This is a genomic window from Streptomyces sp. NPDC003011 (genome assembly GCF_053591515.1).
The window spans coordinates 1-20,624 of sequence record NZ_JBSFTY010000075.1 but is presented as its reverse complement, the minus strand read 5'-3'; the positions used below and the strand labels follow the sequence as shown (position 1 = coordinate 20,624).

Annotated in this window: 15 protein-coding genes and 1 pseudogene; 11 read left to right on the top strand and 5 right to left on the bottom strand. The window is 74.2% G+C overall.

Features of this window, described 5'->3' with window-relative positions; translation table 11 throughout:
* The first annotated feature begins 433 nt into the window (after positions 1-433).
* Together ACWD0J_RS31200 and ACWD0J_RS31195 are read left to right on the top strand one after the other, a co-directional pair.
* Complete coding sequence (locus tag ACWD0J_RS31200) at positions 434-709, top strand: DUF6355 family natural product biosynthesis protein (RefSeq protein WP_451499209.1); 276 nt, start codon at positions 434-436, stop codon at positions 707-709.
* A gap of 191 nt (positions 710-900) precedes the next feature.
* Positions 901-1,419, top strand: coding sequence for a DUF5709 domain-containing protein (locus ACWD0J_RS31195; protein ID WP_451499194.1), 519 nt, complete (start codon positions 901-903; stop codon positions 1,417-1,419).
* Positions 1,420-1,429: 10 nt separating this feature from the next.
* Here the strand turns inward: ACWD0J_RS31195 and sthA are convergent, their stop codons facing one another.
* From sthA to ACWD0J_RS31175, 4 genes are all read right to left on the bottom strand, one after another.
* A complete protein-coding gene (gene sthA, locus ACWD0J_RS31190; RefSeq protein ID WP_451499193.1) occupies positions 1,430-2,833 on the bottom strand; it encodes a Si-specific NAD(P)(+) transhydrogenase in 1,404 nt (467 codons plus the stop codon).
* 209 nt (positions 2,834-3,042) lie between these two features.
* Positions 3,043-3,249 (bottom strand): hypothetical protein, encoded by a 207-nt coding sequence (locus ACWD0J_RS31185; RefSeq protein ID WP_451499192.1) that lies wholly within the window; start codon positions 3,247-3,249, stop codon positions 3,043-3,045.
* A gap of 215 nt (positions 3,250-3,464) precedes the next feature.
* A complete protein-coding gene (locus ACWD0J_RS31180; RefSeq protein WP_451499191.1) occupies positions 3,465-4,571 on the bottom strand; it encodes a PP2C family protein-serine/threonine phosphatase in 1,107 nt (368 codons plus the stop codon).
* Between the two features lie 74 nt (positions 4,572-4,645).
* Positions 4,646-5,848 (bottom strand): glycoside hydrolase family 64 protein, encoded by a 1,203-nt coding sequence (locus ACWD0J_RS31175; protein WP_451499190.1) that lies wholly within the window; start codon positions 5,846-5,848, stop codon positions 4,646-4,648.
* Between the two features lie 362 nt (positions 5,849-6,210).
* On the opposite strand from ACWD0J_RS31175, the gene ACWD0J_RS31170 reads away from it, so the two are divergent.
* On the top strand, positions 6,211-7,107 hold the full coding sequence (locus ACWD0J_RS31170) for a GNAT family N-acetyltransferase (protein WP_451499189.1): 897 nt from the start codon (positions 6,211-6,213) through the stop codon (positions 7,105-7,107).
* A 235-nt stretch (positions 7,108-7,342) separates the two neighbouring features.
* Here ACWD0J_RS31170 and ACWD0J_RS31165 read toward each other — a convergent pair whose 3' ends face one another.
* A complete protein-coding gene (locus ACWD0J_RS31165) occupies positions 7,343-8,224 on the bottom strand; it encodes a Gfo/Idh/MocA family protein (protein ID WP_451499188.1) in 882 nt (293 codons plus the stop codon).
* Positions 8,225-8,577: 353 nt separating this feature from the next.
* Here ACWD0J_RS31165 and bdeA point away from each other — a divergent pair, with 353 nt between their 5' ends.
* The 8 genes and pseudogenes from bdeA (at position 8,578) to ACWD0J_RS31125 (ending at position 20,524) form a co-directional block, all read left to right on the top strand.
* Positions 8,578-9,522, top strand: coding sequence for a bis(hydroxyethyl) terephthalate hydrolase (gene bdeA / locus ACWD0J_RS31160; RefSeq protein ID WP_451499187.1), 945 nt, complete (start codon positions 8,578-8,580; stop codon positions 9,520-9,522).
* A gap of 2,895 nt (positions 9,523-12,417) precedes the next feature.
* Positions 12,418-13,686, top strand: a pseudogene (locus ACWD0J_RS31155) (helix-turn-helix transcriptional regulator); the annotation flags it as partial.
* A gap of 134 nt (positions 13,687-13,820) precedes the next feature.
* Positions 13,821-15,128 (top strand): PucR family transcriptional regulator, encoded by a 1,308-nt coding sequence (locus ACWD0J_RS31150; protein WP_451499186.1) that lies wholly within the window; start codon positions 13,821-13,823, stop codon positions 15,126-15,128.
* Positions 15,129-15,603: 475 nt separating this feature from the next.
* Positions 15,604-16,407, top strand: a complete 804-nt coding sequence (locus tag ACWD0J_RS31145) for an ABC transporter ATP-binding protein (protein WP_451499185.1) — start codon at positions 15,604-15,606, stop codon at positions 16,405-16,407.
* A complete protein-coding gene (locus ACWD0J_RS31140) occupies positions 16,404-17,219 on the top strand; it encodes an ABC transporter ATP-binding protein (RefSeq protein WP_451499184.1) in 816 nt (271 codons plus the stop codon). Before ACWD0J_RS31145 ends, ACWD0J_RS31140 begins: the two co-directional genes overlap by 4 nt.
* A complete protein-coding gene (locus ACWD0J_RS31135) occupies positions 17,216-18,112 on the top strand; it encodes a branched-chain amino acid ABC transporter permease (RefSeq protein ID WP_451499183.1) in 897 nt (298 codons plus the stop codon). The genes ACWD0J_RS31140 and ACWD0J_RS31135 overlap by 4 nt, the downstream gene beginning before the upstream one ends.
* Positions 18,105-19,244, top strand: a complete 1,140-nt coding sequence (locus tag ACWD0J_RS31130; protein WP_451499182.1) for a branched-chain amino acid ABC transporter permease — start codon at positions 18,105-18,107, stop codon at positions 19,242-19,244. The genes ACWD0J_RS31135 and ACWD0J_RS31130 overlap by 8 nt, the downstream gene beginning before the upstream one ends.
* Positions 19,241-20,524 (top strand): ABC transporter substrate-binding protein, encoded by a 1,284-nt coding sequence (locus ACWD0J_RS31125; protein WP_451499181.1) that lies wholly within the window; start codon positions 19,241-19,243, stop codon positions 20,522-20,524. The genes ACWD0J_RS31130 and ACWD0J_RS31125 overlap by 4 nt, the downstream gene beginning before the upstream one ends.
* Positions 20,525-20,624 lie beyond the last annotated feature (100 nt).

The window sequence follows — 20,624 nt, the reverse complement described above, 5'->3', positions numbered from 1 at the left end:
TTGCAACTGCCGGAGGAGGGCACAAGGCTGCTCCGTGCGGCCGTACGCACGAAGGAAGGATTCTCCTCCCGCCCGATGCGGCCACCCCTGACTCCACTCCGCACCTCCTCCCCGCCGCCGCCCCCCCCGAGAAGGGCTCGGCCCGGCACCGCGTCCGTGGCTCCCTGACGCGGCAGGAGTGGATCAGGGCGGGCGGGACGCCGGCCGTGGCCGTGTTCCGGTTCCCCCTCGGCCACTCCCCGCAGGAGGAACCCGGAAAGATCATCCCGGTGGCCCAGTGGCAGAACGATTCGCCAGGTGAACGGCACGGCGAATGATCAACGGGGCGGCACCGACGGCGATCCTGGGGCGGAAAGCCACCGATCGGCGGCCCGGGCTCTCGCGAGCCCCGCCGCCTCCCCTCGCCAAGGAGATTCCCTTGCGTGTTCGTCGTATGGTGTCCCGCGCCCTCGGCTCCGCCGCCCTCGTGCTCGCCTCCGTGGGCGCGGTGACCACCGCCGCGAGCCCGGCCGCCGCCGCCCCGTGCGGGTTCTACGAGACCGGCTCCGACGCCTTCTACAACCACTGCACCTCCGACGGCTCGCGGGTGGTCGTCAAGGTGGAGGTCGCCTGGGCGGCCGATTACGAGCGGTGCGTCGCGCCCGGCACGTCCTGGCTGGGCTCCGCGAACAAGATCGACGGCGCCCACTACGTCGGCCGCACCTGCTGACGGACCTCAGGTCGTGCTCCGTGCCGTCGCGCCGCGGACGGTGCGGAGCACTCAGGTCAGGCGACTGAGGGGGATGTCACCGGCTCCCAGGTCACTTCCGCCCCACGTTCGGGGTTGGGCTCCGCGTAGCGGGAAACGCGTTCAGGACGCCGGGAAGACACCGGTCGACGCAGTGAACGAGGGAGGAGCCCATGGGCACGCAGCCGATGGCCGACGACGCGTACCAGCCCACCGGTACCAACGAGGAGCAGGAGGACGCGGCGCCGCTGGACCTGCAGGACGCGATCGACGAGCGGACCTACGACGACACCCTCGACGAGGGCTACTCCCCGCCGGAGAAGCCGCTCGGCGTCACCAAGTACGGCACCACGGCCGCCGAGCAGCACGACGGCGAGAGCCTCGACCAGCGCCTGGCCCAGGAGGTTCCCGAGGACACCGGGCCGGTCGGCGACCAGGTCGGCGACCTCCCCGGCGGCGAGGGCGAACCGATCGACCCGGAGGCGGGCACCGAGCGCGCGGGCCGGCTCGTCGCCCCGGACGAGGGCGCCCACACGGACACCGTCAAGGAGGAGGTCGCCCGCGACGTGGGGATCGACGCGGGCGCCGCCGGGGCCGAGGAGGCCGCCATGCACGTCGTCGAGGACGAGACCGAACTCCCCGACGACGGCAGCGCGAGCGGCGGGTACCTGGACGGGGACGACAGGACGTGAGGCGGGACGCTCAGTCCCCGATGCGGTCGATCAGGCGGAGCTTGTTGGTGGCGTCCAGCGCGGCGACCTTGTACGACTCCGCGAGCGTGGGGTAGTTGAACACCGCGTCGACCAGGTAGTCGACGGTGCCGCCGCAGCCCATCACGGACTGTCCGATGTGGATGAGCTCGGTGGCACCGGTGCCGAAGCAGTGCACCCCGAGCAGGGTGCGGTCCTCCGGGGAGACCAGCAGCTTCAGCATGCCGTGCGAGTCGCCCATGATCTGGCCGCGGGCCAGTTCGCGATAGCGGGAGACGCCGACCTCGAACGGCACCCGGTCCGCGGTGAGCTGGTCCTCGGTGCGGCCCACGAAGCTGATCTCGGGGATGGTGTAGATGCCGATCGGCTGGAGGTGGTGCATCCGGGGCACCGGCTCCCCGCACGCGTGGTACGCCGCCGCGCGGCCCTGCTCCATCGCGGTCGCCGCCAGCGCCGGAAACCCGATGACGTCACCGACGGCGTAGACGTGCGGCACCTCGGTGCGGTAGTGCTCGTCCACCGTGATCCGGCCCCGGGCGTCGGCCGACAGACCCGCCTTGTCCAGATCGAGGTCGTCGGTGAGGCCCTGGCGGCCCGCCGAGTACATCACCGCGTCGGCGGGGATCTTCTTGCCGCTCTCCAGGACGGTGAGCGTGCCCCGGGGATGCCGCTCGACCGCGGCCACCGTCTCGCCGAAACGGAAGGTCACCGCCAGGTCCCGCAGGTGGTACTTGAGCGACTCGATCACCTCGACGTCACACATGTCGAGCATCCCGGCCCGCCGCTCGACCACCGTGACCTTGCTGCCGAGCGCGGCGAACATCGACGCGTACTCCATGCCGATGACACCCGCGCCGACGATGACCATCGAGCGCGGCACCCGCTCCACGGCGAGCACGTTGTCCGAGTCCATGACCGTGCGCCCGTCGAACGCGACGCTGTCCGGGCGGGCAGGGCGGGTGCCGGTGGCGATGACGACGTGCTCGGCGCTGATCAGCCGTTCGTGGTCGGTGACCTCGCGGACGGCGACCGTGTGGTCGTCGACGAAGCGGGCCGTGCCGGCGTACAGGGCGATGTGGTTGCGGGACAGCTGGCTGCGGATGACGTCGACCTCGCGGCTGACCACGTGCTGGGTGCGCGCGGTCAGGTCGGCGACGGTGATGTCCTCCTTCAGCCGGTAGCTCTGTCCGTACAGGTCACGCTGGGTGAGGCCGGTCAGGTACAGGACCGCCTCGCGCAGCGTCTTGGAGGGGATGGTGCCGGTGTGGAGGGAGACCCCGCCGACCATGTCGGGGCGGTCGACGACGGCGACCCGGCGGCCCAGCTTGGCCGCGGCGATGGCGGCCTTCTGGCCGCCGGGGCCGGATCCGATGACGAGCATGTCGAAGTCTGGCACCCGAGGAGTCTGTCAGTCCCGGTGCCCGCTTCGTAAGGGCGGACGGACGAACGGCGACCGTCCGCGACCCGCGGGGAGCGGACACGGCGACCGGACAGGGAGCGGACACGGCGACCGGACACGGCGACGCGGGGCCGCACCCCGGCGAGCCGCGGTCCTCATGGCCCGCGGCACCCGGTGCCGGCGCCGGCGTCCTCCCGGAACGGCCGCTACGGCAGCAGCTTGTCCAGAGCGGCCGGGCCCTCCGCCTCCAGCTTGCGCCTGGCCCATTCGAGGGTGCGCGGGGTGAGGTCCTTGCCGGAGGCGAGCACCACGTCCTCGGGTGACACGTCCGTGCCGGTACGGGTGTGCAGCAGGGCGTCCGGGGTCGTGCGCTCCTCGGACGGCTCTGACACGTCGGGCTGTGACGTCGGCATGATGTCTGCTCCTCGGATCCGGATCGTTCCTTGTTCCCGGTCGTTCCCGGTCGTTCCCGGTTTCCCTCACCGGGCCCGATATCACCATTCAACGCCCGGACCCACCCTGCATCCCGAGCGAGGGCGGCGGCACCTCGCGGCCGGGCTGCCCGGCCGCTGCCACGGACGCCCCACGAGCGGGTGCGGGGCCCGGCTCCCCGGGGCACGCGGCGGCCTCAGCGGGCCGGGACCCTGGGCTCCAGGACGAGCATCGTGACGTCGTCCTGGAGGGTTCCGCCGTGCCGGACGAGGTCCGTCCAGACACGTCGGACGAGCGCGGCCGGTTCTCCGCCGGCGAGGTCCGGGAGCCTCTCGGCCAGGGGGTAGAACGCGCCGGTGGCGTCCCTGGCCTCGGTGACCCCGTCGGAGACGAGGAAGAGCAGGTCCCCCGGTTCCAGCGGCACGGTGAGAGTGACGGGGGGCCCGCCGTCGGACAGGCCGAGACCGAGCGGCGGGTGTGCGGCGACCTCGACCTCGACGGCCCGGCCGTGGCGCAGCAGCAGGGGCGCCGGATGGCCGCACGCCACGATCCGCACCGCCCGCGCGTCCGCGGCGAACTCCAGCAGCAGCACCGTGGCGAACAGCTCGCAGTGCGGCACCCCGGCGGAGTCCAGCACCAGCCGGCGGTCCAGGCGGGCCGCCACCGACTCCGGGTCCGGCTGGTCCAGCACCGCCTCCCGGAACGCCCCCAGCAGCGAGGCGACCGTGCCCACGGCCGACAGCCCGTGCCCCTGCACGTCACCCATGACCACCCGTACACCGAACGGCCCGTCCCGCACGTCGAAGAAGTCGCCACCGACCAGCGTCCCGCGCTGCGCCGCCCGGTACAGACCCGCACACCGCACCGGCCCCACCCATGAGGGCAGCGGCGGCATGACGGCCTGCTGGGCGGCCTCGGCGACGGCACGCTCGGTGACCAGCTGGGCGTCCCGGCGACTGCGCACGAACGACACGAACACGCTCAGCGCGGCGACGAAACCCACGGTCAGCAGATCGGTGCTGCCGGGATCGTCCAGCCGGAACGCGGGGACGTTCAGCACGGCCAGCGCGAGCCCGCCGAGCACCGCGGTCGCGGCGGGCCCGTACGACAGCACGGCCAGCGGCGGGATCGCGCCCAGCACGAAGCCGATGTCGAGCGGACGCGGGCTGATCAGGGTCGCCGCGCACACCCCCGCCAGCAGGGCGGCCGGCAGCACCCGTACCCAGCCCGGCGGCGGCGCGCCCCGCAGCCAGCCCCGCCGGTCCCGCTCGGGGCGCGACCACCCGCCGCGCGCTCTGCTCACACCCCTACGCTGCTACGACCGCCCGCGCGCCGCATGCCGGGCCGCGCCATGGCCCGCTCCCGCTCCCGCTCCCGCTAGAACGGCGTGAGCGTCAGCCGTATCCCGGTGGGTGCCGTGTCCTGGATGTACGAGGCGCAGTCGGCCACGTCGTCGAAGGCGAAGCCGTACGCCCGGCCGTCCTCGGTGGCCGCGTGCAGCGCCTTGGCGTAGTGGTTGGTGAGGTCGGTCCGGTAGAAGGACGCCGGGTCGGTCGTCGGCTGGGCGGGCGCGCTGAGCAGCGTCGAACGGTTGAACCCGGCGCCGAGCACGGCGGCGACCGGGCCGGTCGTGCCGTCGTTGGGCGCGGCGAGGGCGCCGTCGCAGAAGAGCACGTCCCGGGTCGACGGTTTCCCGAAGGAGACCGGCGCGGGCCCGTCGAAGGTGAACCGCTCGCCGCGCACCCGGCCGGTGAAGGTGCCCGCGTCCGTGGTGAGCGTGAGGTCCTTGCCCGTGTACGTGCTCCACACCTCGTCGATGTACGGGGCGAAGTAGTCGGCGGGGAACAGACCGGCGTCCAGCCCGTGCCCGGGCGTGATGACGCGGGTGTCGTCCACGACCAGCCGCGCGAACTCCTCGGCCTGCCGTACGGCGGCGAAGACGTCGGCCCGTCCCGAGGCGCGCAGGGTGCCCGTCGTCTGGTCCTTCGCACCGGTCAGCCGGATGCTCAGCGGCACGCTGAACATGTCGACCATGGTGGTGTTGCAGAACATGCCGGCGGAGTTGTGGGTGAACTCGGCACAGTCGTGCAGCACCGCGTAGTTGGGGTCCGAGGCCACCCAGCCGGCCGGGTACTGGAGCGCGGGATCACCGGCCCCGTCCGTGACGGCCTTGAACTTCAGCTTCTGGCCCAGTGCCACATAGATCCGGCCGGACATGTACGGCAGGGACAGCCGGGTCTCGCCACCGCCGGCGAGGCTGATCGCGTAGTCGGTGTAGCCGTCGGGGCCGTTGTCGGACACGGCGATCGGCACGAGGGTGCCGTCCGGGGCGACCCGCACCTGCCTGCCGTCCTGGTTGCCCACGATGTAGACGTGGACGCTCGCGTTGTCGAAGGACCCGCTGTCGTTGACGATCGTCAGCGGAAGGGCGCCGGCCGCCGCGGTCGCCGCCCGGCCGTCGGTCGTGCCCGCGAGGGCGTGGGGGGCCACCGCGGCGACGGCGGGTGCGGCCACGACGGCCCCGCCCAGGGCGAACAGGAGCTTGCGACGACCGAGGCTGCGCTGGTGACGAGGTGTCATGTGGGGGGTCTCCCGGAGTACGTGGTGAGGGGGTACGTCGTCGGCGTGCGAGCGAGCGGAGAGGAGGAGGAAGAGGGGGGAAGCGTGGGGAGGAGGGGAATGGAAGCAGGGATGAGAGCGCTCTCACGCCGTCGTCGAACCCGATGCTACGTACGGCCGCCCTCCCGGCCCACACAACTACCGAGCGTTTAATCCGGCGTTAAGGGCCACTTAAGCGGTGTACCGTGAGGCACCACGCCCGAGACCAACGGAAGGAGGCGAGTGCCGTGCAGTTCACCACCACCCAGCGCTCCCTTTCCGTTGCCCCGGCGTGCTTCGTCTGACCGGGAGCGCTCACCGCAGTACGCATCCCGGAGGAATCCATGACCGATCTGGTCATCCGCGCGCTCGACGAGCGCGACGCACCACTCTTCGACACCCTGCCGGACCCGCTGAACGCCCGTGAGGGGCACCGGCTCACCCGGCACCGCCCCGACTGGAAGCGGGTGGCCCTGCGCGACGGCGAGGTCGTGGCACGCGGCGCCTGGTGGGGCGGACCCGACGACACCGAACCCCTCAACATCAACTGGTTCGACGTGGCGCGGGGCGAGGAGGAGGCGGGCGCCGAACTCCTGCGCACCGCGCCCTGGCAGGTCGAACTCGAGATGAACCTGCCCCCGGGCTGGCGCGAGGACCCGGCCCTGCGCGCCGCCGCCGAGACCCGCTTCACCGCCGTACGCGAGGCCGGATACGACCTCCTGGTGGAACGTTTCCTGTACCGCTGGACCCCACAGTGCGGGCTGCCCGAACGGCCCGGACGCCTGGTGTTCCGCCCCGAACCGGACGACGAGGTGTTCCGCGACGCGCTGCGCCGCATCCACTCCGCCACCCTGGACGCCCACGCCCTCAAGGCCATCGAGGAGGGCGGACTCGACCGCGCCGCCCAGGAGGAACTCGACTTCTTCCACTGGTGCCCGTCACCGCGCGAGTGGTGGCAGATCGCGCACTCTCCGCAGGGAGACCCGGTCGGCATCCACATCCCCGCGCACAACCCGGCGGGCCCCTGCGTCGGCTTCATCGGGGTCCTGCCCGACCAGCGGGGACACGGCTACGCCTACGACCTCCTGGCGGAGTGCACCCACTTCCTGGCGGAACAGGGTGCGGAGTTCGTCTCGGCCGCCACGGACCAGGGCAACTTCCCCATGGCCGCGAACTTCGCCAAGGCCGGCTATCCCGTCGTACGGGAACGCCTGAACTTCCACCTCACCCGCACCGGCTGAGACATGCGGCCGGCACCGACAGACGGCCGGGCCCGTCTGTCGGTGCCGGCCGGCGGGCTGACCGACGACGGGAGCGGCAGGGAGGCGCGGAGGCGGGACGGCCGGGCCTGGTTCGGTGGGGCGACGAGCCGATCGAACCATCCGGACTTCGCGGGGTCGACGGCCCGCGGGGGCGGGGCGCCCCGCGTCAGGCGTCCTCCAACTCAACCGTCCTTCAACTCAACCGTCCGTCAACTCAGGCGTCCTTCACCAGGGCCTCCGCCGTGGCCAGGATCTCGGTGACCCGAAGAGCGAAGGCCGCGTCGCACGGGTGCGGGCGGCCTGTGCGGGCGGCGTCCACAAGGGCGTCCGCGGCCCGGGCGAAGGCGGGCAGGACTCCCTCGGAACTCTCCGGGAGCAGCGTCACCCCCGCTTCGCCCCGCAGCTCGACGGCGGCTCCCGCCGCCGCGGGCGGCGCCGTGAGGCTCAGCGTCAGCGTGCTCGACGCGCCGCCGGCATGGTGCAGCACGAGATGCACGGTGTCCCCGGGACCGGTCGCCGCGGCCGCCACCCGGCGGACGTCACCGAGGACCGGCAGCAGCACGGACAGGGCGTGCGGCCCCACGTCCCACAGGGCTCCCTTCTCGCGCCGCCACGGCGAGTCGGCGAACGGGCTGTCGCTCGTGAACACCGAGCCCAGCCACTGCGCCCGCGCGGTGAACCAGCCCGGCACGCCCGCCTGTTCGGTGATCCACGCCTCCGTCTCGGCCAGGAAGCGGGTGGTGAAGAAGACGACCGAGGCGACGCCGGCCTCCCGGACGGCGTCGACCACCGCCCGCCCGTCCTCGACCGTCGCGGCGAGCGGCTTGTCCAGCAGCAGGTGACGGCCCGCCCGCGCGGCCCGCACCGCGAGCCCGGCCTGCACACCCGGAGGCAGGGCGACGGCCACGGCGTCCACGTCGGCGAGCAGCGCGTCCACGTCGTCGTACGCCCGCGTGCCGTGCAGGTCCGCCAGTTCCTTCGCCGCGTCGGGGCGGCGGCCCCACACGCCGGCGAAGTCCAGCCCCGCGTGTGCGCTCAGGGCCGGGGCGTGGGCCATCCGGGCCCAGGGGCCGGTGCCGAGCAGTCCGATGCGCATGCTGCCACCTTTCGACGCCGTACGACCTGGTGAGGACCGGTGACGGGTGGCTGCCGGTCCAGGGGGAGCGTTTCACATGGGTGGGGCGGTTGTGCAAGGGCCTCCGGGGCGGAGGCGGGGTCGTCGGGGTGGGGCGGCGGGCCGGGCGGGGGGTGTCGGGAGGCGGGCCCGGTGGGGCGGCGGGCCCGGGCGGTGGTGTGAGGAGACCGGTGACATTGCCGGTCCGCGCCGCCCGGATGCCCCTCGACAGTGGCAGCGCCAGAAGTCGGCGGTGCCCGGCGGCACGGTGCGTGGTGTTCCTCCGCGTGCGGTGCCCGGCGGGCGGCCCGCCACGACAGAGAGGACGACTCGTCGTGCAGCAACACCTGCGGAACGGCACTGCCCCTCGGACCCCCCGCCCGGCCGCGCACGGCCGGGACCGACGCAGGACCAACCGGTTCGCCGTCGCCCTGGCGGCGCTCGCCGCGACCATCGGGCTCGGCACCCTCGGCACTCCCGGGGCCCACGCCGCGGACAACCCCTACGAGCGCGGGCCGGCACCCACCAACGCCTCCATCGAGGCGCAGCGCGGCCCCTACGCGGTCTCGCAGACGACCGTCTCCCAGCTCGCCGTCAGCAGCTTCGGCGGCGGCACCATCTACTACCCCACCAGCACCAGCGACGGGACCTTCGGCGCCGTCGCCGTCTCACCCGGCTACACCGGCACCCAGTCCACCATCGCCTGGCTGGGCCCGCGCCTGGCGTCCCAGGGCTTCGTGGTCTTCACCATCGACACCCTCAGCACCCTCGACCAGCCGGACTCACGGGCGCGTCAACTGCTCGGCGCCCTCGACTACCTGACCCAGAGCAGCTCGGTGAGAGGCCGGGTCGACAGCAGCCGGCTCGGCGTGATGGGCCACTCCATGGGCGGCGGCGGCAGCCTGGAGGCCGCCAGGACCCGGCCCTCCCTCCAGGCGGCGATCCCGCTGACTCCCTGGCATCTCGACAAGACCTGGCCCGAACTCAGGACACCCACCCTGATCGTCGGAGCCGACGGTGACAGCGTCGCGTCGGTCAGCTCTCACGCCGAGCCCTTCTACGGGAGCCTGCCCTCGTCGCTCGACCGTGCCTACCTGGAGCTGAACAACGCCAACCACTTCGCGCCGATCTCGTCGAACACGACGATCGCGAAGTACAGCGTCTCCTGGCTGAAGCGGTTCATCGACAACGACACCCGCTACGAGCAGTTCCTGTGCCCGCTGCCGCGGCCGAGCACGACCATCGAGGAGTACCGGGGCAACTGCCCGCACACCTCCTGACGCGACCGGTCGGGCTGTGCCGGTGCATCGGCGTCCACCTCGGACGCTGGGCACCGGCACACGCCGTCGGCGCCTGCGGACGTGCCGCTTCCGGATGCCGTCACGTGTCACTAGCGTCGAGGGATGACCCAAGACAGGACCGTGACGGCGGTGACCCGGCGGATCCACGGGCACGGTGGTGCCCGGCGGGCGGTGGCAGCCCTGACGGAAGGGCTGACGCGGGGCGGGGCGGCACTCGTCGTGACCGGCGAGCACGGACTCGGCCGTACGGCCCTCCTGGAGTGGGCCGCGCGCCGCTTCGAGGCCGGATCCGTGGTGCGGGTCCGGGGGGTGCCGGGCCGGAGCGGGGTGCCGTACGCGGGACTGAGCGTGCTGATCTGCGCGGTGGCGGATCTCGGCGGGGGGCGGCGGACCGGGGGCGCGGGGCGTGGGCCGGGGGGCCGCGTCGGGCGGGGCGGGGTGGAGGGACATGCCGAGGGGGACGGGGCGGGGGGTCCCGCTGCGGTGGACGGTCTCGACGAGGCCGGTGCCGGCGGCGTCGCCGGCCCTGGTTCCGGCGTCCTCGTCGCCGAGGAGGGCCGGGCCGCCGCGCGAACGGATCTGCCGGCAGTGCTCCGGCGTGCGGCCGAGGACGCCCCGCTGCTGGTGTGCGTGGACGACGTCCACCTCTGGGACGCTCCTTCGCGGGCCGTCCTCGGGGCGGTGGCCGCCCATGCGCACACGGTCGGCCGGGTGGGGCTGCTGTTGTCCTTCGCCGGACACCTCGCCGCCGATCCGTACCTCGCCCGATGCCCTTCCGTCGGCCTGTCCCCGCTCGCCCCGTCGGAAGCGGCTGCCCTGCTCGACGAGGTGACGGAGCCGAGCGTCGACCGGTCCCTGCGCGAGGCGCTCCTGGACGAGGCGGAGGGCAGTCCCGCGCTGCTGCTCGCCCTGGCGAGCCGGTGGTCGCGGGCCGGGGCGAGCGGTCGCCGGGCTCCGGCCCGGCCGTCGGCCGACGCGGAGATGCTGGCCGGGCTGGCCGGACGACAGCCGCTGGCCGGCCTGCCGCCGAGGGTGCGCGACCTGGCGCTGGTCGCGGCGGCCGCGTTACGGGAGACGGACGACACGGAGGTCGACGCCGAGCTTGTCCGCAAGGCGGCCGAGCGGATGTCCGCGGAGGCGTCACCGCGTCCCGTCGAGGCATCGCCGGACTGCGACGGGAGGGCGCCGGCGTGGGCCGAGACCTCGGGAGGCTGTGCCTCGGGTGCGGCGGGTTGTGTCCGGCCGTCGTCGCAACGTGCCGGGGGCTTGGCGGGGTTCGGGCTGGCGTTGTCAGGCTGGGTGGGGACCGGGGCGGGTCTCGCTGGGACTTCGGTGGGGTGTGAGGTGACCTCGCTGGGTCCTGCCGGGGCGTCGTCGGGCTGTGCGGTGGGCTTGTCGGGGTCCGGGCTGGTCCTGCCGGACCTGGTGGGGATCTCGGTGGGCCTTGCGGGGGCGTCGCCGGGGTGTGACGTCCCCCCGCAGGGGCCGGCCGTGGGCTCATCGGGCGGTGCCGGGGCTTGGCCGGGCTGCGCCCTGGCTCTGCCGGGCCTCGCCGCGATGCCGGCGAACTGTGACGTCACTCGGCCGGGTGGTGCCGTGATCCCGCAGGGCTGTGCCGCAACGCCGCCTGGCTGCGCCGCGCTTCCGCCGGACCCCGTACCGGTGTCCGACGTGCTCGTCCTGGCCGACGGCCGGTTCCGGTTCGCCGGGACGCTGATCCGCAGGGCCGTGTACACCGGTGCCGGCGCTGACCGGTGCCGCGCGGCGCACCGCGCACTCGCCGCGGTCCTGTCGGCCGGCGGAGACACCCTCACCGCTCTGCTGCACCGGTCCTGGTCCGTGCCGGACCGCGCGTCCCGGACGGCAAACGCCCTCGCCGCCGCGGCCGACGCGGACCGTACCGCCCCGTACCGGCTCCGCTCCGCGGCGTACACCAGGGCCGCCGAACTGACGACGGACGGCCCCGTCCGCGCACACCGGTACACGCTCGCGGCCGAGCAGGCGCTGACCGCGGGACGTCCGCACCGGGCGCTGCGGCTCCTCGGCGAGGCGCGCGGCTGTGCCGCGCCGGCCGCCGTGCACGGCCGCGCGGAGCTGGTACGGGGGATGGCCGAGCTGCGCGACGGCCCGGTCGCCGATGCCTACGAGACCCTGCTGCTCGCCGCCTCCTTGCTCGCCGCGGACGCGCCCGCCCAGTCGGCCCGTGCCACCCTCGCCGCCGCGGACGCCGCGTGGGCGGCGGGTGACATGGCAGCGTGCCATGGTGCGCTCGCGTCCGGGACACGCGTTCCGGACGACGCCCGCGACGCCATCGGAACCGAAGGCGGCCCCTACGGCGAACCCGCTGACCGCCGCCCCGACGCCGGAACCGGCATCGGGTCAACCAGAGCCGGCGAGCCCACCGGAAGCAACGGCGGCCAGCCCGCCGGACCTGGCGTGGGTGAGACCGCCCGTGCCGCCATTCGGGAGACCACCGGAAGCAGCGGCGGCCAGCCCGCCGGACCCGCCGTCGGCGAGACCGCCCGCGCCGCCATCCGGGAGACCACCGGAAGCAACGGCGGCCAGTCCGCCGGACCTGCCGTGGGTGAGACCGCCCGTGCCGCCATCCGGGAGACCGCCGGTACGGGCGTGGGCCGGATCGCCGCCGGGGTCAGGGTCGGTGAGGCCGGAACCGGGGTCCGGGAGGCCGTTGAAGCCGGTGTGGGTGAGTCCGCCGGAACCGCGGCCGGGGATATCGGCCGAACCGTCGCGGGCGGGGTCGCTCGCCCTGGCCTCGGCGCCACCGCCGGAACCAGCAACCGTGAGGCTGCCGGAATCGGCAACCACCCGACGCCCCGAACCGTCGGCGGCGGCACCCCCGAGCCCGTTGGTCCAGGCGACCCGGCTGCCCTGCCCGCGTCCACAGAGCTCCAACCCGCTTTGGCCGCGGGCCGTGATCTCCTCGCTGATCACCGCACCGGTATGCGTGCCGTGCTGGAGGGGCGTTTCGACCGGGCCGTCCTGCCGTTACGGCGAGTCGCGGACGGTGCCAGGGCCCACGACGGGCCGGACGTGCTGATGCGCTCGGCCGCCGCGGCGCTGCTGCTCGGAGACGTGGCCGTGGCCTGCCGGGCCGGCGCCCGGGCCCTGGCCGCTGCCCGGAACCAGGGATCGGGCGCGCTCGCGGCGCGGGCGCTGGAGTACCTGGCCTACGCCGAGCTGCGCGCGGGCCGGCACCCGCAGGGGCGTGGCCACGCGGAGGAGGGACTGCGGGCCGCGCACGCGGCAGGACAGCGGAACACCGCGGCCCACCATCACGCGGTGCTCGCCCTCGCCGCGTCGATCGAAGGGGACACGACCGCGTGCGACGCGCACGTGGACGCCGCGCTGACGACCGCCCGGCGGCACGGACTGGCTCAGGCGGCCACCCTCGCCCACTGGGCGGCGGCCCGCGCCGACCTCGGCTGCGGACGCCCCCTCGACGCCGCCGACCGGCTCGGCCCGCTCGTCCTGCCCGGGCCCCGGCGCGGCCACTTCGCGGTGTGGATGCTCGCCGTGCCCTGCTTCGTGGAGGCCGCCGTGCTCGCCGGGCGGCCCGACGAGGCCCGGGCGGTCATGGACGACTTCGCCCGGTGGGCCGCCTGCGGCGCCGATCCGCACGCCGCGGCCCAGCTCGCGCGCTGCCACGCCCTGCTCGCCGCACCGGAACGGGCCGACGCCTTCTACCGACGGGCCCTGACCCTGCACGAGCCGGCGGGCGGCGACTTCGAGCGGGCCCGGACCGAGCTGTCGTACGGGAAATGGCTGCGCCGTCGGCGCAGACTCCGGGAGGCCCGGGTCCGGCTCGGGTCGGCCCTGGTCGGATTCGAGCGCTGCGGCGCGAGGGTGTGGGCGGGGCAGGCGCGCGGCGAGCTGCGGGCGAACGGGACCGCCCCGTGTACCGCGGGGCCGGACCCGCTGTCCCGGCTGACGCCGCAGCAACTGCGCATCGCCCGCCGGGTCGCCGAGGGCGCCACCAACCGGGAGGTGGCACTGAGCCTCGCGGTGAGCACCCGGACCGTCGACTACCACCTCAGGAACGTGTTCGCCCTCCTCGGCGTGCGGTCCCGGGTCGAACTGGCCCGCATGGTCGACCAGGCGGAAATGACCCGTGCACACCCCTAGGGACCGACCGGACGGTATGCCATCCTTCGGGGCAGGACACGTCAGGCGGCAGCGGCGCCGCAGGCCGACCGGGACATGGCGGGAGGCCGGTCGTGGGTGCGGCGCCGCGAGGCCGAGTTCCGGGGAGGACCGCGATGCAACACGCCGTACGGCCACGAACAGTGTTCCGCCCGGGGCCGGCGCCCGTTCCGCAGCCGCGGACGCGTCGCCGTCGGTCGCTGATCGACGCCGACGCCCTGCACGTCCTGCACCGGGCCGCACGGGTGCTGCTGGACGATCTGCCCGACCTCACGGACCGGCTCCTGGCCCTGCTCCAGGACCAGGAGCCGGTGTACCGGACCGCGCTGGACAGCGACCCGTCCGGCACCTGGCAGGAGGTGCACCGCTCCCTGCGGCACAGCGTGACCTCGCTGCTCGACCCTCGCGGCAACCGGGACGCGGCCCGTCGCTGCTCCTGGAAGATCGGCGTCACCCGTGCCGAACAGGGGCTGCCGCTGGACGCCCTGCTGCACGCGTTCCGGCTGGGCGGGGCGCTGGTGTGGCAGGGGCTGGTGGAGGAGACCTCCCGCAGGGCGCCGGAGGACGTCCGGCTGCTCGTGCACGCGGCGGCCGACGTCTGGAACTTCGTCGACGAGCACTGCACCCTCGTGGCGGACGCCTACCGGCAGGCGGAGCGGCAGCAGGCCTGGCGGCGCGAGAACCGGGTGCGGCTGCTGACCGCCGCGCTGCTCGACGGCACCAGCCGGATCGCCGACCTGCCCGAGACGGCCCGGACGCTGGGCCTGCCCGAGCACGGCCGCTACCTCGTCGTCGCGGTGGCCGGCGAGGACGCTCCGGGCTGTACGGAGGCCCGCGCCGCCGCCGTACCGGACGGCATCCGCGTCCACTGGCACACGGGGGTGGCGGTGGACTACGGGATCGTCCTGGTCGAGGGCGACGACCTGCCGGAGCCGGAGCGGACTCCGCACGCGGACCAGGACCCGGATCCGGCGCACCGGCCGGGCGGGCCGGGTCCGGGCACACGGGTCGGCGTCGGCAGTGTGGTGGAGGGGATGGCCGCGGTGGGTGACGCTCGCAAGCTCGCGGATCTCGCGCTCGGCATCTGTCCCGAGGCGGGCGGGACCGTCCGGCTGACCGAGCACCTCCCGGCGGCCCTGGTGATCTCCTGCCCCGACCTCGGCAGGGCCCTCGCGGACCGGGTGCTCGGCCCGCTGCTGCGCCTGGAACCCGCCGACCGGGACGTGCTGCTGGAGACCCTGGCCACCTGGCTCGCCTGCGACGGCTCCGCGCAACGGGCCGGCGAGCGGCTCTACTGCCACCGCAACACCGTCCTGAACCGGCTGCGCCGCTGCGAGCAGCTCACGGGACGCGAACTGGCCCGCCCCACGGACCTGGTGGAGATCAGCCTCGCCCTCACCGCGCACCGCCTGCTGCGCCCCTGAGCCCACCCTCGCGCTGACGGCCGACGGCCGACGCGGGCGGTGCCCCCGGATCAGCGTCTGGCGTGACGGCCGGCACCTGACGTGCGGCGTCCGTCCGTCGGTCGGCACGTTCCCGTCGGGCGAGGACGCGGACGAGGACGCGGTGATCGCGGGGGAAGGGACGACCCCGTCGGCCGGCACGTTCCCGCCTGCCGGCACGTGCCGCCGCGTACCGCTGCGCCCTTGAGGCCCCCGGCGCCTGCTCCTTGCCGCGCCCGAGGCGAGCCACGCCCCGCCCCCCGCCGACAGCGGCATCCTGTCACCGCCCCCGAAGCCGGTGCCCGGCCCTGGGCATCCGCACAGACTCTCCGCGCCCGGACTGGGAGGGCGCAGCGAGGATGCCGTAAGCCCTGGTCCGGTGCCCGGTGTACGTGCTGTCGTGAGCTCCCCTTTCCCCGCAGCCCCGTGCCGCCCGGCACGGATCCGAGGAGCCGCGATGCCCGAAGCACCACCGGACGAGCAGCCCGCCCTGCACGTCGAAGGACTCGACGTGACGTACGGACGTGCCCTGTCCGCCCTCCGCTCCGTGTCGCTGACCGTCCCGCACGGCGGTGTCGTCACCCTGCTCGGTGCCAACGGCGCCGGCAAGACGACGCTGCTGCGGGCCGTGTCCGGCACGCTGCGCCTGCACCGCGGCACGATCACGGCCGGACACATCCGCTACGGCGACACACGGCTGGACGGCCGGGACCCGGTCGCGGCGGTCCGCGCCGGAGTCGTCCAGGTACCGGAGGGCAGGCGCGTGTTCGCCGGGCTCTCCGTGGACGAGAACCTGCGCAGCGGCGGCCTCGGTCTGGGGCGGCGCGCCCCGGCCCAGGTCCGGGAGGCCCGGGAACGGGTCTTCACCCTCTTCCCGAGGCTCGCCGAACGCACCCGGCAGGCCGCCGGTCTGCTGTCCGGCGGGGAACAACAGATGCTCGCCATCGGCCGTGCCCTGATGGCCGCGCCGCGCCTGCTCCTCCTGGACGAGCCGTCGCTCGGCCTGGCACCGCAGATGGTGTACCGGATCGCCGAGGTCGTCCGGGAGATCAACGCCCAGGGCACGGCCGTCCTGCTGGTGGAACAGAACGCCGGCATGGCGCTGTCGCTGGCGGACCACGCGCACGTCCTGGAGGTCGGCGAGATCCGGCTGTCCGGGCCCGCCGACGAACTCGCCCGGACGGACGCGGTGCGCCGCCTCTACCTCGGTGAGCAGGCCGACACCGACCGCCCCGCCGACTCCGGCCAGGGGGTCGCGTGAACGTCCCCGCACCCGGCCCGCGGACCGGTACGCCTCCCGTGCTCCGGGTACGGGACGTCACCGTGCGTTTCGCGGGTCTGACCGCGCTCGACGAGGTGTCCTTCACGGTCGCCCCGGGCTCGGTGCACGCGCTCATCGGCCCCAACGGGGCCGGCAAGTCCACTTGCTTCAACGTGCTGTCCGGCCTGTGCCGGCCCGCCGCCGGCACCGTCCTGCTCGGTGACGCGGAGCTGACCCGGCTCGCCCCGCACCGGATCGCCGCACTCGGCGTGGCGCGGACCTTCCAGAACATCGTCACCACCGAGGGAACCGTGGCCGACAACCTGATGCTCGGCCGGCACGTGCTGTCCCGCGCGGGCTTCGCGGCCAGCGCCCTGCGCCTGCCGCGAGCCGTGCGCGAACAGCGCGAACACCTGGCCAGGGCCCGCGAGATCGCCGAACTCGTCGGTCTCCAGGGGCACTTCGACACACCGGTGGCGCTGCTGCCGTACGGCGACCGCAAGCGAGTGGAGTTCGCGCGGGCGCTGTGCCTGGAACCGAGCGTGCTGCTGCTCGACGAGCCGGTGGCCGGCATGAACGCCGCCGAACGCGCCCGCACCGCCGAGGTGGTACGGGACGTCCGCGCCGAACTCGGCCTGTCCGTCCTGCTGGTGGAGCACGACATGGGCCTGGTCATGCGGCTCGCCGACGAGGTCACCGTCCTCGACTTCGGACGCGCCCTCGCCCACGGCACCCCCGACGAGGTCCGGCAGAACCCCGAGGTGCTGCGCGCCTACCTCGGCACCGAGACCCCGGGGGAGGACGCGGCATGACCGGCCTCCTCGACAACCTCCTCAACGGCCTGGCCCTCGGCGCGGTGTACGCACTCGTCGCCCTCGGCTTCGTCGTCATCTTCAAGGCGTCGGGCGTCCTGAACTTCGCCCACGGCTCACTGCTCCTGCTCGGCGGTTACCTCACCGCCGTCCTGCACGACGACCTCGGTTTCGCCGGGGCGCTCGCGGTGGCCGTCCTGGCCACGGCGGCCGTGGCCGGCGCCCTGGACCGGCTGCTGCTCCAGCGCGGGGAGCACAACCCGCACGCCGCCCACGTGCAGACCATCGTGACCATCGGCGTCGACATCGTCCTGGTGACCGACCTGGCCCGGCGCATCGGCGGCGACCTGCTCACCCTGGGCGACCCGTGGGGCGACTCGGTGCGCACCCTGGGACCGGTGACCGTGGCGGACAGCAGGCTCGCCGCGATCGCCGTGTCGAGCGTGGTCATCGCCGCCGTCTTCGCCCTCTTCCGCTACACCGACTGGGGGCTGTCCCTGCGCGCGGCGGCCGAGGACCAGGAAGCCGCCGCGCTGATGGGCGTACGGCTGACGCGGGTGCGCACCGTCGCCTGGTGCCTGGCCGGCGCCCTCGCCGCACTGGCCGCGGTGTTCCTCGCCGCGTTCCCGGCGCCCGGCCTGGAACGCACCACCGGCCAGATCGCGTTGAAGGCCTTCCCGGCGGCGATCCTCGGCGGCATGGCCTCACCGCCCGGCGCCCTCGCCGGCAGCCTGCTGATCGGGATGACCGAGGCCCTCGTCGCGGGCTACCAGTCCGAACTGCACGTCCTGGGCGAGGGATTCGGCGACGTGGCCCCGTACGCCGTGATGGTGCTCGTGCTTCTGGTACGGCCCGCGGGGCTGTTCGGCGCGAAGGGAGCGGTCCGTGTCTGAGCCCACGCCCGCCGGTCGCGCGCTGCGCCGGGGGACGGCGGTCCTGCTGCCCGTCCTCGTCCTGTGCGCGCTGCCCTTCTACCTGGACGCCTTCTGGCTGCGGATCGGGCTGTTCTCCATGGCGGCGGCCATCGGTGCCGTCGGTCTCGGCCTGCTGACCGGGACCGCGGGACAACTCTCCCTCGGGCACGCCTTCTTCCTCGCCGTCGGCGCCTATGGCTACGTGTGGCTGGCGGGGGAGCCGGGACCGGGACTGCCGCCCGCGCTCGCCCTCGTCCTCGCGGTGCTCCTCGCCGGAGCGGCGGGCGGACTGTTCAGCCCGGTCGCCGGCCGCGTGCGCGGCATCTACCTGGGCGTCGCCACCCTCGCGCTGGTGTTCCTCGGCCACCACGTCCTGCTGACCGCGGACTCCGTCACCGGCGGCTTCAACGGCCGCTCGGTGCCGCCGCTGCCGGGCTTCACCGCCGACGGTTCCGAACTCGTCCTGCTGGGCGTGCCGTTCGGCGCCGAGGAACGCCTCTGGTACCTGGGCCTCGCGCTGTTCGCCCTCACCTGGTTCACCGCCCGCGGCCTGCTGCGCGGGCGCCCCGGCCGGGCCCTGGCCGCCCTGCGCGACAGCGAGACGGCGGCCGCGGTGATGGGCGTGCACGTGTCCCGGTACCGTTCGGCGGCCTTCGTCGTGTCCTCGATGTACGCGGGCCTGGCGGGCGTGCTGCTGGCGCTCTCCTTCCGCCGGGTCGTGCCGGACTACTTCGCCCTGGCGCTCTCCGTGGACTACCTCGCCATGATCGTCCTCGGCGGCCTCGGATCGGTGGCCGGAGCCACCGCGGGCGCCGTCTTCGTCACCGCCCTGCCCCTGCTGATGACGCGCTACGCCGACCAGTTGCCGCTGGTCGCCGCACCGGGAACGGCCGACGGCGCGGTGGGCCCGACCGAGGCGGCCCGCTACCTCTACGGCGCCGCGATCGTCCTGGTCCTGCTGTACGCCCCCGACGGCCTGCACGGACTCACCCGACGCCTGCGTGCCCGCCTCAGACGCCGACGGCCGCCCGTCGACCCCCCGCCCCCCGCCACCTCCTCACCGCACCCACCACCCGCCTCACCCGCACGAGCCAAGGAGCACACCCCGTGAACGTCACGCCTCACAGGTACCGCACGCACAGGTACCGCACGACCAGGATCGTCGCCGCCACGGCCGTGGCGCTGCTGATCGCGGGCTGCAGCTCCAAGGCGGACGGCGAGAGCACCGCCGACAGCGCCGACGGTGTGAAGACGGGCCCCGGAGTGAGCGACAAGACCGTCAGACTCGGCGCGCTCACCGACCTGACGGGCCCCTACGCGACCCTCGGCAAGAGCATCGTGCAGGCCCAGAAGATGTGGGCCGACGAGACGAACGCCAAGGGCGGCATCTGCGACCGGAAGGTCGAGATCGTCGTCAAGGACCACGGCTACGACGTACAGAAGGCCGTCACCGCCTACGCCGACATCGCCCCGGACGTCGTCGCGCTGCCCCAGGTCATCGGCTCGCCCGTGGTCGCCGCCCTGCTCGACGACATCGAACGCGACGGCATGCTGACCTTCCCGCAGGCCTGGGCGGCCTCCCTGCTCGGCAAGGACGCCGTCCAGGTCATCGGCACCACGTACGACCTCGACATGATCGCCGCGGTCGACTTCCTCACCCGCACCAAGGGACTCGGCGACGGCGACACGATCGGGCACGTGTACTTCGAGGGCGACTACGGCGCCAACGCCCTCGAAGGCTCCCAGTGGGCCGCGAAGCGGGCAGGACTGAAGGTGGTCGGCCAGAAGATCAAGGCGACCGACACGGACCTGTCCGCGCAGGTGTCGGCGCTGCGCAAGGCGGGCGTGAAGGCGATCCTGATCAGCGCCGGACCGGCCCAGACGGCGTCCCTGACCGGGGTGGCGGCCTCCCGGGGCCTGCGCGTCCCGGTCGTCAGCAGCGCGCCCGGCTTCGCGCCGCAGCTGATGAAGACGCCCGCGGTCGCCGCACTGGAGGGCATGCTGCACGTGGTCAGCGCCGCCCCGTCCGTCAGCTCCGACCTGCCGGGCGTACGCCGTATGGTCGCCGCGTACCAGAAGAAGTACCCGGGCTCGCAGGTCGACTCCGGTGTGCTGTCCGGGTACAACGCCGCCCAACTGCTGGGCGCCGACCTGAAGAAGGCCTGCGAGGCGGGCAGTCTCGCCCGGCAGGACGTGGTGAAGGCGCACCGGGCCCAGCGTGACGCCGACACCGGGCTCGGATCGCCGCAGGACTTCTCCGACGTCTCCCGGCCCGCGAGCCTGGCCACCTACGTGCTGCGGCCCGACCGTGAGGCGGTCGGCGGCCTGGTGATCGCGGAGGACGCGCATACCGCGCCCGGCGTGGAGGAGTACCTGGACTCCCGCGGCTGACGAACGGCCACCCTCCCGCACCAGCCGGGTGGGCGCGAGCCGTCCTCCTCGCTGTCCGAGGAGGAAGACCAGGACCACCGCGCCGACGGCACCCACGAAG